Consider the following 16,124-nt stretch of genomic DNA (forward strand, 5'->3'; position numbering starts at 1 on the left):
GCGAAATTAAAACCTTTGGTGCAAAAAAAAGCCGTTCAGGTTCGTGAACGGCTAAAACCGGTAATTTATTTGCGGTTCATACGTGACAGGAATAACAACAGGTGTAAGCCGGCAAAGACAAGTGAAAAAATATAAATGCCCCAGTCTTCTTCGACTGCTGTCATGTGGTGGATCACGGCAACGATAACCAACAAGGCAACCAGTCCAAGGCCGCAATACGATACTATGCGATTACTTCTCAGGTGGGTAATAGCGGTGTGGTCGGAAAGCACACTTTTTCTAAGCCCGTAAAAAAGGTATACGTCGAAACCAATAAGCATCCAAACGATCAGGCGGATCCACGTATCAAGCGGCAGAAATACCATCATGAATAAACAGGTTGCTACGCCAAGGATTGGGACCAACGGGACAAGCGGGGTCCTGAATGCGCGTGGCAATTCGGGTTGTTTAACGCGTAGTATCCAAACCCCTATACAAACCAATATAAAAGCAAACAGGGTTCCGATGCTCGTCATTTCACCTACAACTCTTGCGGGTACGAAGGCAGCAAACAGGCTCACGAACAACATGAACAGCAGGTTGGATTTTGCAGGTGTTCTGAAGCGCTGGTGCAAACTGTGAAACACGGGAGGTAAGAGTCCATCTTTACTCATAGAGAAAAACACCCTTGACTGACCCATCAGCATAACCAGTATCACCGATGCGTAACCGCCTAAGATGGCCACGATAATCGCGCGGTTCAACCATGGATAATCGGGCCGAAGTTCGCCGGTGGCAGCGTCCATTGTTCCCATATGGTCGATGGCAACTTTAACGGGCGCGATACCATCCTTACCGGCAAATGAAGTGTAGCTGGTAACCCCGGTCATGACGTGAGCAAACAGGATGTATAAGACGGTACAGATTGCCAGTGATCCCAATATACCTATGGGCATATCTTTCTTCGGATTTTTTGCTTCCTGGGCGGCCGTAGATACGGCATCAAAGCCGATATAGGCAAAGAATACAATTGCCGCTGCCCTGATAATTCCGCTAAATCCGAATTCACCAAACGTGCCTGAGTTGTCGGGTATGTAGGGGGTATAGTTACCTTTATTTATATACTTCCAGCCAAGGAATATAAAGGTGAGCACAACTGCTACCTTAATTAAAACAATAATCGCATTTACTGCAGCACTTTCTTTTGACCCTTTTATCAGCAGGAAGCTAACCAGTACAACGATTACTACAGCCGGCAAATTGATGATACCGCCATCCCATGGACCTGTGGCCAGGGATGCAGGTATATGTATATTAAAGTCTTCAAGAAATTTTACAAAATACCGGCTCCAGCTTATCGCCACAGTGGCGGCACCAACCGCATATTCCAATACAAGATCCCATCCGATTATCCAGGCAATGAATTCACCCATTGTTGCATATGAATAGGTGTAAGCACTTCCGGCTACGGGTATCATGGATGCAAATTCGGCATAACACAAACCTGCAAATGCGCAACCGAACGCAGCCACCACAAAGGAGATGGTGATAGCGGGTCCGGCATTATTAGCTGCAGCGAGTCCGGTAATTGAAAACAATCCCGCACCGATAATAGCTCCTATACCAAGGGCCACCAATGATCCGGCCCCAAGTGTTTTCTTCAAGCTTTTCTCCGTATCAGATGCCTCAGCCATCAATACGCTCATCGGTTTCTTTACAAATAGACTCATAGTGTTGTCAATTAATAATCGTTTGGGTTGGAAAAATAAGCAATTATTCAAAACACGGATTTTTTCTTTTGCCCTCATATGTATCAAAACGGCGAACTGTATTTCGTTTGATTGTAAACACTATATTGCACAATTAATCAATGCCTTTTATGGATTCGAAACCCTCGAAAAAAAACCGGCTGACACTATATATCATTGTCTCAATGGTATTGGGGATCGTCACCGGTTATATCATCCATAGGCAGGCAAGCCCATCTACCATTGCATCGTTTAGTACCAACATCAAGTTGCTTACAACGATATTCCTGCGCCTTATTCAAATGATTATCGCACCGCTGGTGTTCTCTACATTGGTGGTTGGAATAGCAAAACTCGGCGACCTTAAATCGGTTGGAAGGGTAGGTGGTAAGGCACTGTTTTGGTTTGTTAGCGCATCGCTTACATCCCTGTTAATCGGGCTTGTGCTGGTAAACTTTTTTAAGCCGGGCGAAGGCATTGACCTGAGCAATGCAGACGCCAGTGCCGCCGCAGATGTAATGGGCAAAACAAAGGCTTTTTCTATCCAGAATTTTATTGAGCACGTGTTTCCGCGAAGCATATTTGAAGCGATGGCTACCAATGAAATTCTTCAAATTGTAATCTTTAGTGTTTTCTTTGGTGTAGCTACGGCTGCGCTGGGCGATTATGGTAAAATAGTTGTGAAAGGTCTCGAGGCAGTATCGCATGTTATTTTGAAGATGGTTAATTATGTAATGGCGTTTGCACCGCTTGGTGTGTTTGGTGCCATTGCTGCAGTAATTGCCACCAAAGGATTGGTGGTATTTTCATTTTACGGCTATTATTTATTGTACTTTCTAATTGGCATCATGGTTCTCTGGGCCGTGCTATTAATGGTGGGTTACCTTATATTAAGGAACCGCCTTGCAGGATTATTAAAAAGGATTGCCCAACCTTTGTTGATTGCTTTTAGTACCACCAGTAGTGAGGCCGTGTTTCCGAAGTTGACGGAAGAACTTGAGCGGTTTGGTTGCAAAGACAAAATTGTGGCGTTCATTTTGCCACTTGGTTATAGCTTTAACCTCGACGGGAGTATGATGTATATGACCTTCGCGAGTATTGCAATAGCGCAGGCTTATGGTATTCAGCTTGAAACAGGTACGCAGATAACCATGTTGCTGGTGTTAATGCTAACGAGCAAAGGTATCGCCGGGGTGCCGCGTGCATCGCTGGTGGTGGTTGCTGCAACCTGCGCAATGTTTGATATACCACCGGAGGGTATCGCACTAATACTGCCCATCGATCATTTTTGTGACATGTTTCGTACTGCCACAAACGTGTTGGGAAATGCGCTTGCAACAAGCGTTGTAAGCAAATGGGAAAATTCACTTGAAAGCTGATTGTTCATCATTAAGTTTAATTCATGGATTCGCTGCTCGAATTTATAAAGAACCTGACCGACCCAGTTTGGATTAACCAACACGGTGGTTTATATATTGTGGTGTTGATCATTTTTGCAGAGACCGGTTTGTTTGTCGGATTTTTCCTTCCCGGAGACTCGCTACTCTTTATTACCGGCATGATCATCGCCAACTCGCTTGCGCCATTTCAGAGTGACTCGTTAAATCTTTTGTATTGGATGACGCTGATTTCGGTTGCAGGAGTAATCGGGAACATGGTGGGTTATTGGTTTGGTAAAAAGTCGGGTCCGCTGATCTTTGAGCGAAGGGATACCTGGCTGTTTAAACGAAAGCATATCGTGCAGGCTAAAGAGTTTTACGACCGGCGGGGTGGCTCCGCAATCATCTTTGCGCGCTTTTTACCCATCGTTCGCACCTTCGCGCCAATTGTGGCTGGGGTAGTTAAAATGGACTATAAAAAGTTTTTGTTTTTCAATGTAGTAGGATGTATTGCCTGGGTGATCAGCATGATCATGGCGGGTTACCTGCTTGGCGCAAACGTGTGGGTAAAAAAGAACCTTGAATATATTGTAATCGGCCTTGTACTGGTAACTACAGCTCCTGTATTGTTCAAAATGTTTTTTAGCAAAAAGAAGTCGCCCATTATTGAAGTGGCGGAAGACATAGCTGAAGAAAAGCTAAAAACCCCTTCGGAATAACTACTCCTATGGATAAGCGTGCGTATGGCATCTTCTCGATACCGGTGATCGTGGGTGCTTTGGGCTACTTTGTCGACATCTATGACCTTCTCTTATTTGGCATCATCCGAAAAACAAGCCTTGCATCGCTGGGGCTGACACCCGAAGAAGTTTTAACCAAAGGTGAATTCATCATCGGTGTGCAAATGGTGGGTCTCATGATTGGTGGTATCATCTGGGGTATCATGGGTGATAAAAAAGGCAGGCTTAGTGTATTGTTCGGTTCTATTGTGTTGTATTCCCTTGCAAATATTGCCAATGGCATGGTACAAACGGTAGATCAATATGCCTTACTGCGGTTTATTGCAGGGGTTGGCCTGGCCGGCGAACTTGGCGCGGGTATCACCCTTGTTTCAGAACTTTTGCCAAAGGAAAAACGTGGTATCGGAACATCGCTGGTAGCCGGTATTGGTTTAACCGGCGCCGTTGTGGCTTACTTTATTTCCAAAGAATTCGATTGGCGCATATGTTATTATATCGGCGGTGCTATGGGCCTCCTGCTGTTGCTGCTTAGGGTAAGTGTATTTGAAAGCGGCATGTTCAAGGAGACCAAAGAATTAAATGTAAGCAGGGGAAACTTCCTGATGCTGTTTAACAATAAGGATCGTTTTTTTACCTACCTGAAATGTATACTCATCGGGTTGCCTACCTGGTTTGTTATTGGTGTACTGGTAAGCTTTTCCGATAAATTTGGAACTGAGATGGGGATCACCGGTGCGATTGACCCAGGGCGCGCAATCATGTACGCCTATGTAGGAATCTCAATCGGGGATGTATTGATCGGGTTGCTGAGTCAAAAATTGCGGAGCCGTAAAAAAGCACTTTTTATTTTTTATGGCCTCACCATTGTATTCATGGGCTTATTCTTTGCCCAAAGTGGCGGAACTCCGGCAACCATGTACCTGATTTGTGCGGGACTTGGGTTTGCCACCGGGTTTTGGGCGATTTTTGTAACCATAGCAGCAGAACAGTTTGGTACCAACATCAGGGCAATGGCAGCTACCACCGTTCCGAATATGGTAAGGGGGGCGCTGCCTTTAATCATCCTGCTATTTAAGTACCTGCGGGAGGAAACAGGTTATATCAACGGGGCCATTATCACTGCTGCTATCATCATGTGTATTACGCTTGTAGCGGCCTGGTTTACCCGCGAGACGTTTGGCAAAGACCTGAACTATGTAGAGGCTTAAGCAATTAATCGAACCACCTAAATAGGATAAAGCTGGAACCTCAGATTGATACACCAGGTAAACCTGCAAAAACGGGACTAAAGATCCTGATCATCCGGTTCTCTTCAATCGGCGACATCGTGCTGACCACTCCGGTCGTTCGTTGCCTCAAACAGCAATTGCCTGGTGTAGAGCTTCACTATCTTACCAAGCGATCTTTTGCCGGCATCCTCCGCTACAATCCGTACATCACAAAAACCATCTTACTCGATAGCAGCTGGGAGTTGATGATGCATTCGCTCCGGCTGGAGGCATACGACTATGTGATCGACCTGCACCATAACCTGCGCACCCTAAGAATAAAGCGGGGACTTGGTGCAAAAAGCTTTGCCTACAATAAGCTAAACGTTCAAAAATGGCTGTTGGTGAACTTTAAGATCAACAATATGCCGCCAGTGCATATTGTTGACAGGTATATGGATACCGTACGTGCGCTTGGTGTAGTAAATGATGGTAAGGGATTGGACTACTTCATCCCTGAAAAAGACCAGGTTCCGTTGGAAGATATACCCGCGGCACAGTCGCTTGGTTATATTGGCGTAGTGATCGGGGCAGCCCTAAACACCAAAAAGCTACCCGTTGAGAAGCTTCGAGAACTTTGTGAGAAAATAGACTATCCGATTATTCTGCTGGGCGGCCCTGAAGACCGTGAAGCAGGTTCAATTATAGCTGAAGCTGATCCCATCAAGATCTACAATTCATGCGGTAAGTTTAACCTGAACGAAAGTGCTGACCTGGTTCGGACCGCACGGTTGGTGATTACGCACGATACGGGCCTGATGCATATTGCCGCCGCTTTTGGTAAGCCCATTATCAGTGTTTGGGGAAACACCGTACCCCAGTTTGGTATGACGCCCTATTATGGCTTTAGCGCAAGTGTATCGCATATGATGGAAGTAAAAGGACTGAGTTGCCGGCCTTGTAGCAAGATCGGTTATGCAAAGTGCCCGCGCGGTCATTTTAAGTGTATGAACAACCATGATATAGATGAGCTTGCGAAACGGGCGATGGCGTTGGTAAGAAGATGAGGCAATAGGTAATAAGGTATTGAGTATTGTGGTATTTGGTTGAAAAGTTGATTAGTTGATCAGTTGAAAAGTTGAATGGTTGATAAGTTGATCAGTTGATAAGTTGACTGGTAATGCATACGCTCATCTCAAGACTTGGCTCGTTTAAGTTTGAACTTTATTTTGGGACGAGCTTAAGGAATGCTATGGAACATCGTTGTGTCACTCACTTATACGGCAAACCTGTATTCGACAACTGCTGCGTAGTTCAATGAACTGCAAGGCACCGTTTCAATTTTTGGTGCACGGCCGAACGATCACGGAATTACAACGATGTTTCTACGTACTAAACGCTCTTCATTTTAACAATGATCCACAAAGATTTGCTGTTGAACGGAGCGTCGCCCGTCCGAATGGCGCAGCCGGGCGGGCAACCACTGTCGCTTCAGTTGTTGCTGCTGGCTACCAAAAAAAAAGCTCCTGTTTTTCGCAGGAGCTTTTTTGTGAAAGTATAAGATGCTTAGATGATCAGGATGGCGTCGCCATAGCTGAAGAACCGGTACTTGTCTTTGATGGCTTTCTTGTAAGCTTCCATGGCCAGGTCGTAACCGGCGAATGCGCAGGTCATGATAAGGAGGCTGGTTTTAGGCAGGTGAAAGTTGGTTACCAGCGCGTCAGCAACATTGAAGTTGTATGGCGGATGAATAAAATGGTTTGTCCAGCCTTCACTTGGTTTCAGCAGCCGCTGTGCTGTAAAGCTGCTCTCCATTGAACGCATGGTGGTTGTTCCAATCGAGCAGATGCGATGTCCTTCTTCCTTAGCTTTGTTAACAATCTTGCAGGCGGTTTCATCGATCCGGTAATACTCGGCGTCCATCTTATGTTTACTCAGGTCTTCAACTTCGATGGGCCTGAATGTACCCAAACCCGTATGCAATGTTACTTCCGCAAACCGGATGCCCTTGATCTCGCATCTTTTTATGAGTTCTTTGCTGAAGTGTAAACCTGCTGTTGGTGCAGCAACGGCGCCCTCGTGTTTGGCGTAAACAGTTTGGTAGCGCTCTTTATCCTCTTCATCGGGCTTGCGCTTGATGTACTTCGGAAGCGGGGTTTCGCCAAGTGCTTCCAACTGAACTTTAAACTCTTCTTCGGAACCCTCCCACAAAAAGCGGATGGTTCGTCCCCGGCTGGTGGTATTGTCGATAACTTCTGCAACCAGTTCATCGGAGTCGCCAAAGTATAATTTATTACCAACCCTGATTTTCCTTGCGGGATCTACAATTACATCCCAAAGACGGTTGGGTTTGTTTAATTCGCGAAGTAAGAAGACCTCTATTTTTGCACCGGTTTTTTCCTTTCGTCCGTACATACGGGCAGGAAATACTTTAGTGTTATTTACAACAAATACATCTTTGTCATCAAAATATTCAATGATGTCGCGAAAGTGTTTGTTTTCCATCTGGCCAGTTTTGCGATGAACAACCATTAACCGGCTGTCTTCTCTTCTTTTGGCTGGATTTTGAGCAATAAGATTTAGTGGAAGGTCAAATTTGAATTGAGATAATTTCATGTGTCGATTGAAAGTTTAAACAATAGTCACATGCAGTATAGCCCTGATATAGGGTGAGTCATGTTACGGCATGATTTTAAAGTGTGCAAAACTAAGTTTTTTAAGCCTATGATCCCGAAAGTTAACATATCGTTTCAATATGATTGACTAATGATCTTGTATTGCGGCAGCTAATACCATTGGATTGGAAGCGATCAGCTTAGCTTATGATTCAGACCAGGTGATCTCACGTCTGGTTGATATTGCTAATCTCCTTAAACCCTGTCTGGTTCGTAAACATAATCCGTGACGAGGAGAGTAAATTTTACCTGGACTTTCTTAATGATCAGAAGTGAGTTGACATTCATTGGTATCTGGGCAACTCATTTCAGGCTGTCCTTTAACAAGTGAATGGACCATTATATCAAAACTTAAGGTGCCTTACTGTGAGGCCGTTATTGATCAGTTGTTTAAGGGAGTCGATCCCGATTTTGAGGTGCTTATCCACGAACGATCTTGTAACCAACACGTCGCTTTCTTCTGTTTTGACCCCTTCGGGAACCATCGGTTGGTCACTTACCAACAGGAGTGCGCCGGTTGGCGTTTTATTAAAGAACCCGACAGAAAATATTGTAGCTGTTTCCATGTCGATAGCATACGCCCTTACTTTTTGAAGGTAGGCTTTGAATTCTTCGTCGTGTTCCCAAACCCGGCGGTTGGTGGTGTAAACCGTTCCAGTCCAATAGTCCACTTCATAGTCCCTTATTGTTGTTGAGATCGCTTTTTGCAGCGCAAAAGAGGGCATTGCAGGAACTTCAGGCGGGAAGTAGTCGTTGGAAGTACCTTCACCACGTATGGCGGCAATAGGAAGTATAAGGTCGCCAATTTTATTTCGCTTTTTTAATCCCCCACATTTACCCAGGAAAAGCACGGCCTCTGGTTCTATGGCGGACAGCAAATCCATTACAGTAGCTGCGCCCGGACTTCCCATTCCGAAGTTGATGATTGTTATGCCATCAGCCGTTGCCGTTTGCATAGGCCGCTCCTCACCGGTTACCGGAACCCCATGCATAGTAGCGAACATTTTTACATAGTTGCTGAAGTTGGTGAGCAAAATGTATTTGCCAAAGTTGGAGAGCTTCTCCCCGGTATACCGGGGTAGCCAGTTCTTTACGATATCATCTTTCGTCTTCATAAATCACTTGTTTTGTAGTATTGTTGCTTCTTCCGGTCGAACAGGCAATTCTGTAAATTTAGCAAATACTTTCTTTCGATGATCGATATCGCGTACCCTCCTCACCCTTATAAAATAAAAGAAGAAGGCGGCCGCGAAATTATCTTTGATGAGATCCGGAAACAGTGGTTGGTATTAACGCCGGAAGAATGGGTCAGGCAAAACTTTATCCAATACCTGGTACAGGCCATGCAATACCCTGCAACCCTGATGGCTGTAGAAAAGGAAATTCAGGTTGGGGGTATGCGCCGCCGCTGCGACATTGTGGTTTACCGCGACGCTATGCCTTGGATGATTGTGGAATGTAAGGAAATGAAAGTGCCGCTAACAACAACCGTATTGCGGCAGGTGTTGAACTATAATGTGCGGCTGCAGGTTGCCTACCTCGTAATAACCAATGGTACCACTACTTATGCCGCGTCCATCTCAGGTGAACGTGCTGAGTGGATAACCGCCATTCCCACCTATAAATGAAAATTCCCGCCATCAGCGGGAATTTACTTAGTTCCTCAGGGCCGTTGCCCAGATTATGTGCTTGTTTTATCCTTGATGCTTATGGGAAAATACCAAGCTCAGCATAACTTGTTCCAACCTTATTGATGGCGCACACATAAGCAGCCGTACGCATGTCGGGAATTTGCGGGTTGGTTTTCCATATCTCCATGATCTCACGGGTAGCAGTGATCATCGTTTCTTCCAGTCCACTGTGTACCAGGTCCACTTCATCGGCACCATGTTCTATGAAGTTGCGTTCTATGTCGCTTACCTTCTTCTCGGTGAGTTCTTCGATTTGCCCGAGAATGTGTTTATTCATGTTTTCACTAAATCGCTTTTCAAGGCGTCCGTAGCGCACATGGCTCAGGTTCTTCAACCACTCAAAATAACTTACGGTAACACCCCCTGCATTTAAGTACATATCCGGAACAACAAGGACGCCCCTCGCAGCAAAGTTTTCATCTGCCTCCGGGGTAATTGGTCCGTTTGCGGCTTCACCAATGATTTTTGCTTTAACCCTTGGAGCATTTTCGGCATTGATCACGTTTTCGAGTGCCGCAGGAATTAAAATATCGCAATCCAGTTCAAGGGCGTCAGCGTTTTTTACAAGGTTTGTGGCACCGGGAAAGTTCAACAGGGAGCCTGTAGACTTGCGGTGTTTGAAGACTTCCTCTTCGTTAAAGCCATCAGGGTTGTAGATCGCACCTTCAAATTCGGCTATCGCGACTACCTTGCAGCCACCTTGCCTGAAGTATTTGGCGCAATAAAAACCCACATTGCCGAGCCCCTGGATCACCACGGTTTTGCCTTCGAGACCCGTTGCGAGGCCAAGTTTGTCCATGGTGTCCTTCATATTGCAAACTTCACGAATGCCAAAAAACACGCCCATTCCGGTAGCTTCTGTACGTCCGCGAACACCGCCTTGCGAAACGGGTTTACCCGTAACGCAACCGGCTGCGTCTACTTCTCCCGGATGCATGGCAACATAAGTATCGAGTATCCAGGCCATTTCTCTTGCGCCCGTACCGTAATCAGGTGCCGGTACATCTGTACCGGGTCCGATAAAATTCTTTTTAATTAATTCAGCAGTATAACGTCTGGTGATCTTCTCCAGCTCGTATTCCGTGTATTTCTTTGGATCTATCTTAATTCCGCCTTTACCCCCACCGAATGGAACATTTACAATAGCGCACTTATAGGTCATTAGTGCAGCCAGTGCCATTACCTCATCCTGGTTTACGGCAAGGCTAAAGCGGATACCGCCTTTACAAGGTGCTTTATGGTGACTATGCTGAACCCGGTACGCTTCAATAACTTCTATCCGGTCGCCAATCCTTACCGGGAAGCGCATCTGGTAAACACTGTTACAGGCTTTAATTTGTTCCAGTATTCCGGGGTCCCATTGGGTAAACTTTGCCGCCTTATCAAAGCTTCTTTCAACGCTATTGAAGAAACTATAATTGTTCTGTTCTGACATGTGATTAGATTTAATGAATCCTATGGTTACAATCGTTTTCCTGTTTCAAAAGCGTCAATGTTGAAGATTATGAACCTTGTCCCTTAGATTAGTTACAAGAACTTAATTCTTCAAACCGTGCTGGAATACCCGGCCCGGTTTATCGTAAAACGCTACGGGTTATTGTTACCCTTCTCAAGATTAGAGATCTTCCGGTCGAGCCGCACAAGGTATACCAACATACCGGCGAGGATAGTAAGCACAACAACCATAACGACATATATCTTTCCTTCCGTTCTCATGAATCCTTCACCTTTATCAGCGCCGGCGGCATCCTGCGCATAAACGCCGATCTGAAAAAGCAAGGATGCCAAAACCAATAGCCAATTTTTCCATCTATGCATTTGCGAGTTGTTTTTCTCTGAAAACTGAGAACCTGATTTTAAGTGTAGTGATCCATATTCCAAGAAGGGTCCAGCCAAGAACCGCCGGCCAGAATACCATACGCATACGCGGGTCGAGATCCTTGCCATTAATGCCCGGATTACCTTCTACACCCTGGCCGCCTGGGTGTAAGCTTTCTACCATCCTTGGAATAATCCAAAGGGTTGGTATCAGCATCGCACAGGCAAATACATTGTAAACGGCACCAACTTTTGCCCGCTTGTCCATGTCGGGAATAGAATTTCGTAGAATAAAGTAGGCAGCATAGATAAGCAAGGCTATAGCTGCAAGCAATTGTTTGGGGTCGTTGCTCCAGGGTTCGCCCCAGGCGTAGGTGGCCCATATTGAACCGGTAATCAGGCCAAGGATGCCAAAGACCATTCCCATTTTCGCGTATTCTGCCGAGTATATATCCAATCGGATGGATGGTTTTGAAAGATACCTGATGGCGTTTACCACCGAAACGGTAAACAACACCATCATCCCAAACCACATAGGGACATGAAAGAACAAGTTGCGGATACTTCCATAAAGATTGCCAACATGTGGTACTTTAATAAGGAAACCAGCGGTAAACGTGTAGGCTAATAAAATAGCCCCGAGAATTTTCCACCAGGATTGTTTAATCATGGTTGTGATTTTGCCTGTGACAGCCATTTAGGAGATTGATAAAAAGCGGTCAACATTTTTAAAATTTTGCCAGCAAAAATAGTGTAAAGCACCTCAGTAATATTGAATAATTAAATTTCGGCATTACGGCACCGCACTAAGCTAATCGTTACCTGAGGTGACCTATTGCAAATGGCTTATCGTGTTGGACATCTTAAACATTTGGTGCGGCTTAATGTTTGCATTCTCGTTCTTTTCCCTTTAACAAGTTTCCCTTATGTGGCTCATTTTTGCCCTTCTTGCCGCCTTGGCAGCCGCTATCGCCGTAACCCTTTCAAAAGCTGGTATCAAAAACCTTGATCCAAGTCTTGGATTTGCCATCCAATCGGTTTGCATAATCGTTGTTGCCTGGTCGGTGGTAGCTTTCCAAAAATCTGCTGGTGCCATTGCAAGTATCGATCGTAAAACTTGGATCTTCCTTGTTGCGGCCGGCGTAATTACCTGTATTTCTTCCTTGCTCACTTTTAGGGCACTTAAACTTGGAGATGCTTCCGTGGTATCCCCGATCGAGCGGGTCTCGTTGGTATTTGCAATAATCCTGGCCGCTATCTTCCTGAAAGAAAAGCTTACCTGGCAGATTATTGTCGGAGCAATGTTGATGTTTAGTGGTGCAGTGCTGATTGCATTATCGAAGAAGGGTTCATAAGCAGCGTTTGTAAGTTCATAAGGAGCTTAATCTTTCCAGAGGAATGGAAAAAGGATCAAAGAAAGCACAACCACCATAACGTCGAGCCCAACCAGTAACAGGATCATCTGGCCAAGCCCTGCCTGGATCACCGATGAAAAAGCGATAGACGATATCTTCATCAGTAATAACAGTTGTGGTATTATAATCGGAAAGCCCATTATCGCCATCAATGCAGCATTTTGTTGGGCCTTTGCAGCAATTGCTGCAAGAAATGTAAATACAAGGCTCAGGCTTACCGAGCCTAATGCCACCAGCCCAACAAATTGCAACGGATCCCTAAGAGGGTTACCCATGAGCAATTGAAATAGCAGGAGGCTGATAATACTCATTAGCAGCATCAGCAATGCATTAAAAACAAGCTTTGAAATAACATAGTCGCGTGGGCCCGCGATAGCGTAGAAGTACAACATCCTTCCACGACTCTCCTGTAAAAAACTTTTTGCCACTGCATTGATGCAAATAAAAAGCTGGATCATCCAAAACAGTCCATTCCACACGTCACTATCAGGGTGACCCATTGCAAGGTATAAAACGAAGATCGTAGATGCTACATATAAAAGCACCCCGTAGAAGCTGTACTGCTGCCTGATTTCGAGCAGGATGTCTTTTTTTAGTAGCGCAAAAACCGCTGCTGCACTCTTCATACGTTTACCTTATTATTATGACAGGCTGATAAGCCGGGATATGCCTCAAGAGGGACTAATCCCTATGGCTTATCAACTCTAACCGGGTTCTTCGGCAAAATTCAGTTTGCTACCTGGGCATCGTTGTAACACTTCCGGCATCTTGGCTCGTAGATGTCCATTTCGCCAATTACAACCTGCGCCTCTGCGGCAGATTTCCGGTACGAGATATTGGCCAGGTTTCCACAAACAACGCATATGGCGTGCAGCTTGGTGATAAAGTCGGCTATTGCAAGCAGTCCCGGCATGCGCCCGAAGGGCCTTCCAAGATAGTCCATGTCGAGACCAGCGATAATTACCCGTGTTCCCCTGAGGGCAAGGACTTCACAAACGTGTAAAATCTCGTCGTCGAAAAATTGTGCTTCATCAATTCCGACAATGTCTACATCGTTAGCCAGTAAAAGAATTGTTTGGGAATTATCAATGGGGGTAGACTGAATATAGTTGCTGTCGTGGCTGACAACATTCATTTCGTTGTAACGTATATCGATTGCAGGTTTAAATATTTCAACCTTTAGGTTAGCTATCCGCGCTCTTTTTAACCGCCTTATGAGTTCCTCCGTTTTGCCGCTAAACATGCTCCCACAAATAACTTCTATCCAGCCCCGCCTCTCGCCGGATATATTCGGTTCTATAAACATTTCTTAAGACTTGTTGTTTGTCGGCAAAGAGTTAGTAATTTTAAGGCTTGTTTACCTTCTCAAATCCCCAAAAGTAACCTATCTCATGGAAAGAGTGGGCATTTTGATCAACAAATTACAGGAGCAAATCTTGCAAAAAGCGGATGTAAGAAGCATGCTGGTAACTACCCAGATGCTGCAAGCTGAGCTTATGCAACATGTAAAGAAACAGAATGGCCATTCTTTATCGCGGGTTTCGGTGGTGTTACCTTTTAACAGTTCAGCAATTGGTCAGCAAGTGAATGTAGCGGAGACACTGCAGACCGGCTCACGTCATAAACCAGAAGTAAAGGAGTCGCCGGCGCAGGTTGTCGAGCCTGCCCGCAAGCCCCACGTAGAAGTTATTGAGCCCCGGCACAACCCAGAAGTGAAGCACGACGATAAGTTTGTTGAAGAAGTATCCAGCCAACCGGTTTCCGAACCAGACATCACCCTGGCTACGACAGAGGTTAAACCTGTAGAACATGCAGGCAGGTTCCAGGGTAAGTCATCCACCGGATGGTTATTTCATCCTGGTGAAGTACCAACACTTGCACACCAGGAGAAAGCAGGGGCCGAGGTTAACGACACACTGGTGAAAGATGGAGGATCGCTGAATGAAGCGTTAAAACAAGAGAAAGCTGAAGTCGCCCATACCCTGCAGGGCACCCCCATCAAAGACCTCAAAAAGGCAATCAGCATAAATGACCGTCACCGTTTTATTCATGACCTGTTTAGAGACGATGAAACGATGTACGAAAGAAGCATAAAAACCATTAATAGCTTTCACATCTTTCCCGAAGCTGAGTACTGGATACAACGCGAATTGAAATTAAAACTTGGCTGGGACATCAACAACGAAACCGTAAAAACGTTTGATCAGCTCGTTAAAAGGCGGTTTTCGTAGATATAGGCGGCAATTGCCTCTGTCGGTCCTTTTTTACCCATTACATAGTTTGCAGCCGCATGACTTGCGAGGATATACTGGTGGTCCCTTGCAAGTAGCTTTGTAAGAAGCTTTTCGAGCTCAAGTGCATTCTTAACCGGGAAGGCACCGCCGCAGGCAACGAGCTCGCCGGCCTCAACGAATTTTTGGTACACGGGGCCGAATAACACAGGTTTACCGTAAACCGCTGCCTCCAACACGTTGTGCACACCATCATCCCCAAAGCCTCCGCCAACATACGCTACCGTTGCATATTGGTACAAGCTGCTCAGCATACCGATGTTGTCGATGATTAACGTATTTATATTTTCCCCTGCTTTGCCATCTGCAGCAATAAAGGCAGAATACAACATGGATTTTTTGTATAGCCTGCTGCACTCGTTAAGCCTGTCTTTGCCGATATCATGCGGCGCTATTATAAATTTTATGGCTGCACCTGAATTTACAAAGTGCGCCATTTCTTCGTCGTCTTCTCCCCAGGTACTGCCCGCAACTACTACTTCAGCCCCGTTACAAAAGCTGCTAATCTGTGGTATGTCGCGTACTGTCGCAGCAATTTGTAAAACACGGTCGAACCGGGTATCACCGCTCACAGTAACGTTATCCTTAAAGCCAAGCAATTCCAGCAGCTCCGCAGAGTCGGCATTTTGAATGAAGAAGTGTGTAAAAGCTTTTAGCATCTTTCGGTGTAGTCCACCATACCATCTGAAAAAAGGTTGATCCTCTCTAAAGACCCCTGAAACCAGTAATAGTGGCACTTTTCTCTTATAAGCTTCTGCCAGGTAATAATACCAAAATTCATATTTTACAAACAGGATCAACGAGGGATGCACGAGGTCAAAAAACCTTTTTGCATTACCCCGGCTGTCCATAGGTAAATAACAGATAACGTCTGCTCCCTCATAGTCCTTACGTACCTCAAAACCTGAAGGTGAAAAAAACGTGAGTACAATTTTGTAGCCCTCGTTTTCTGATTTAAGTTTTTCCAGTAATGGCCGCCCTTGTTCAAACTCTCCCAACGAAGCACAATGCATCCATATTGTATTATCGGTTGGGGCTACCCGGTTATTTAATAACGTAAACAGGTCCTTCCTGCCCCTGCGCCACTGCCGGGCTTTGGGATTGAATGGTGATAAAAAACGGATTATGAGTGGATAAAGGCGTATAAAAAAGTTGTAGAGCAGCCTTGACAATGGGGGTA

General features: G+C 45.4%; 16 protein-coding genes. 7 read left to right on the plus strand and 9 right to left on the minus strand.

Annotation, left to right across the window (positions count from 1 at the left end):
- Positions 1-65: 65 nt before the first annotated feature.
- Positions 66-1,709, minus strand: coding sequence for an amino acid permease (locus EXU57_RS05360; protein ID WP_133267149.1), 1,644 nt, complete (start codon positions 1,707-1,709; stop codon positions 66-68).
- Between the two features lie 149 nt (positions 1,710-1,858).
- Between EXU57_RS05360 and EXU57_RS05365 the strand changes: the two genes are divergently transcribed.
- The 4 genes from EXU57_RS05365 (at position 1,859) to EXU57_RS05380 (ending at position 6,121) form a co-directional block, all read left to right on the plus strand.
- Positions 1,859-3,106, plus strand: a complete 1,248-nt coding sequence (locus EXU57_RS05365) for a dicarboxylate/amino acid:cation symporter (RefSeq protein WP_207955400.1) — start codon at positions 1,859-1,861, stop codon at positions 3,104-3,106.
- Between the two features lie 23 nt (positions 3,107-3,129).
- Positions 3,130-3,825 (plus strand): DedA family protein, encoded by a 696-nt coding sequence (locus EXU57_RS05370; protein ID WP_133267151.1) that lies wholly within the window; start codon positions 3,130-3,132, stop codon positions 3,823-3,825.
- Between the two features lie 8 nt (positions 3,826-3,833).
- On the plus strand, positions 3,834-5,054 hold the full coding sequence (locus tag EXU57_RS05375) for an MFS transporter (RefSeq protein WP_133267152.1): 1,221 nt from the start codon (positions 3,834-3,836) through the stop codon (positions 5,052-5,054).
- Positions 5,055-5,173: 119 nt separating this feature from the next.
- Positions 5,174-6,121, plus strand: a complete 948-nt coding sequence (locus tag EXU57_RS05380) for a glycosyltransferase family 9 protein (protein ID WP_243745518.1) — start codon at positions 5,174-5,176, stop codon at positions 6,119-6,121.
- 499 nt (positions 6,122-6,620) lie between these two features.
- Here the strand turns inward: EXU57_RS05380 and queA are convergent, their stop codons facing one another.
- Positions 6,621-7,670 carry a tRNA preQ1(34) S-adenosylmethionine ribosyltransferase-isomerase QueA gene (gene queA / locus EXU57_RS05385; RefSeq protein WP_133267154.1) on the minus strand — a complete coding sequence of 350 codons (1,050 nt, stop codon included), beginning with the start codon at positions 7,668-7,670 and terminating at the stop codon, positions 6,621-6,623.
- Positions 7,671-8,073: 403 nt separating this feature from the next.
- On the minus strand, positions 8,074-8,844 hold the full coding sequence (locus EXU57_RS05390; RefSeq protein WP_133267155.1) for an AMP nucleosidase: 771 nt from the start codon (positions 8,842-8,844) through the stop codon (positions 8,074-8,076).
- Between the two features lie 78 nt (positions 8,845-8,922).
- On the opposite strand from EXU57_RS05390, the gene EXU57_RS05395 reads away from it, so the two are divergent.
- On the plus strand, positions 8,923-9,357 hold the full coding sequence (locus EXU57_RS05395) for a type I restriction enzyme HsdR N-terminal domain-containing protein (RefSeq protein WP_133267156.1): 435 nt from the start codon (positions 8,923-8,925) through the stop codon (positions 9,355-9,357).
- Between the two features lie 79 nt (positions 9,358-9,436).
- Here EXU57_RS05395 and EXU57_RS05400 read toward each other — a convergent pair whose 3' ends face one another.
- The 3 genes from EXU57_RS05400 to ccsA form a co-directional block, all read right to left on the minus strand.
- Positions 9,437-10,855 carry a Glu/Leu/Phe/Val family dehydrogenase gene (locus EXU57_RS05400; RefSeq protein ID WP_133267157.1) on the minus strand — a complete coding sequence of 473 codons (1,419 nt, stop codon included), beginning with the start codon at positions 10,853-10,855 and terminating at the stop codon, positions 9,437-9,439.
- Positions 10,856-11,007: 152 nt separating this feature from the next.
- Positions 11,008-11,238 (minus strand): CcmD family protein, encoded by a 231-nt coding sequence (locus tag EXU57_RS05405; RefSeq protein WP_133267158.1) that lies wholly within the window; start codon positions 11,236-11,238, stop codon positions 11,008-11,010.
- Positions 11,231-11,908 (minus strand): cytochrome c biogenesis protein CcsA, encoded by a 678-nt coding sequence (ccsA, locus tag EXU57_RS05410; RefSeq protein WP_133267159.1) that lies wholly within the window; start codon positions 11,906-11,908, stop codon positions 11,231-11,233. The genes EXU57_RS05405 and ccsA overlap by 8 nt, the downstream gene beginning before the upstream one ends.
- A gap of 256 nt (positions 11,909-12,164) precedes the next feature.
- Here ccsA and EXU57_RS05415 point away from each other — a divergent pair, with 256 nt between their 5' ends.
- A complete protein-coding gene (locus tag EXU57_RS05415) occupies positions 12,165-12,593 on the plus strand; it encodes an EamA family transporter (protein WP_133267160.1) in 429 nt (142 codons plus the stop codon).
- A gap of 26 nt (positions 12,594-12,619) precedes the next feature.
- On the opposite strand, the gene EXU57_RS05420 is transcribed toward EXU57_RS05415, so the two are convergent.
- Positions 12,620-13,279, minus strand: coding sequence for a heme exporter protein CcmB (locus EXU57_RS05420; RefSeq protein ID WP_133267161.1), 660 nt, complete (start codon positions 13,277-13,279; stop codon positions 12,620-12,622).
- 101 nt (positions 13,280-13,380) lie between these two features.
- The gene (locus EXU57_RS05425) at positions 13,381-13,959 is read right to left on the minus strand and encodes a thymidine kinase (protein WP_133267162.1); all 579 of its coding nucleotides are present in this window, start codon (positions 13,957-13,959) and stop codon (positions 13,381-13,383) included.
- Positions 13,960-14,044: 85 nt separating this feature from the next.
- Between EXU57_RS05425 and EXU57_RS05430 the strand changes: the two genes are divergently transcribed.
- A complete protein-coding gene (locus tag EXU57_RS05430) occupies positions 14,045-14,884 on the plus strand; it encodes a hypothetical protein (RefSeq protein ID WP_133267163.1) in 840 nt (279 codons plus the stop codon).
- On the opposite strand, the gene EXU57_RS05435 is transcribed toward EXU57_RS05430, so the two are convergent.
- On the minus strand, positions 14,857-16,116 hold the full coding sequence (locus tag EXU57_RS05435) for a 3-deoxy-D-manno-octulosonic acid transferase (protein WP_243745519.1): 1,260 nt from the start codon (positions 16,114-16,116) through the stop codon (positions 14,857-14,859). The genes EXU57_RS05430 and EXU57_RS05435 overlap by 28 nt on opposite strands.
- Positions 16,117-16,124 lie beyond the last annotated feature (8 nt).

This window comes from Segetibacter sp. 3557_3 (genome assembly GCF_004354985.1).
GTDB lineage: Bacteria > Bacteroidota > Bacteroidia > Chitinophagales > Chitinophagaceae > Segetibacter.

Excerpts from the sequence above, each read along its gene's own strand:
- EXU57_RS05360 (WP_133267149.1), bottom strand. The coding sequence starts at position 1,709 with ATGAGTCTATTTGTAAAGAAACCGATGAGCGTATTGATGGCTGAGGCA.
- EXU57_RS05365 (WP_207955400.1), top strand. The coding sequence starts at position 1,859 with ATGGATTCGAAACCCTCGAAAAAAAACCGGCTGACACTATATATCATT.
- EXU57_RS05370 (WP_133267151.1), top strand. The coding sequence starts at position 3,130 with ATGGATTCGCTGCTCGAATTTATAAAGAACCTGACCGACCCAGTTTGG.
- EXU57_RS05375 (WP_133267152.1), top strand. The coding sequence starts at position 3,834 with ATGGATAAGCGTGCGTATGGCATCTTCTCGATACCGGTGATCGTGGGT.
- queA (WP_133267154.1), bottom strand. The coding sequence starts at position 7,670 with ATGAAATTATCTCAATTCAAATTTGACCTTCCACTAAATCTTATTGCT.
- EXU57_RS05390 (WP_133267155.1), bottom strand. The coding sequence starts at position 8,844 with ATGAAGACGAAAGATGATATCGTAAAGAACTGGCTACCCCGGTATACC.
- EXU57_RS05395 (WP_133267156.1), top strand. The coding sequence starts at position 8,923 with ATGATCGATATCGCGTACCCTCCTCACCCTTATAAAATAAAAGAAGAA.
- EXU57_RS05400 (WP_133267157.1), bottom strand. The coding sequence starts at position 10,855 with ATGTCAGAACAGAACAATTATAGTTTCTTCAATAGCGTTGAAAGAAGC.
- EXU57_RS05405 (WP_133267158.1), bottom strand. The coding sequence starts at position 11,238 with ATGCATAGATGGAAAAATTGGCTATTGGTTTTGGCATCCTTGCTTTTT.
- ccsA (WP_133267159.1), bottom strand. The coding sequence starts at position 11,908 with ATGATTAAACAATCCTGGTGGAAAATTCTCGGGGCTATTTTATTAGCC.
- EXU57_RS05415 (WP_133267160.1), top strand. The coding sequence starts at position 12,165 with ATGTGGCTCATTTTTGCCCTTCTTGCCGCCTTGGCAGCCGCTATCGCC.
- EXU57_RS05420 (WP_133267161.1), bottom strand. The coding sequence starts at position 13,279 with ATGAAGAGTGCAGCAGCGGTTTTTGCGCTACTAAAAAAAGACATCCTG.
- EXU57_RS05425 (WP_133267162.1), bottom strand. The coding sequence starts at position 13,959 with ATGTTTATAGAACCGAATATATCCGGCGAGAGGCGGGGCTGGATAGAA.
- EXU57_RS05430 (WP_133267163.1), top strand. The coding sequence starts at position 14,045 with ATGGAAAGAGTGGGCATTTTGATCAACAAATTACAGGAGCAAATCTTG.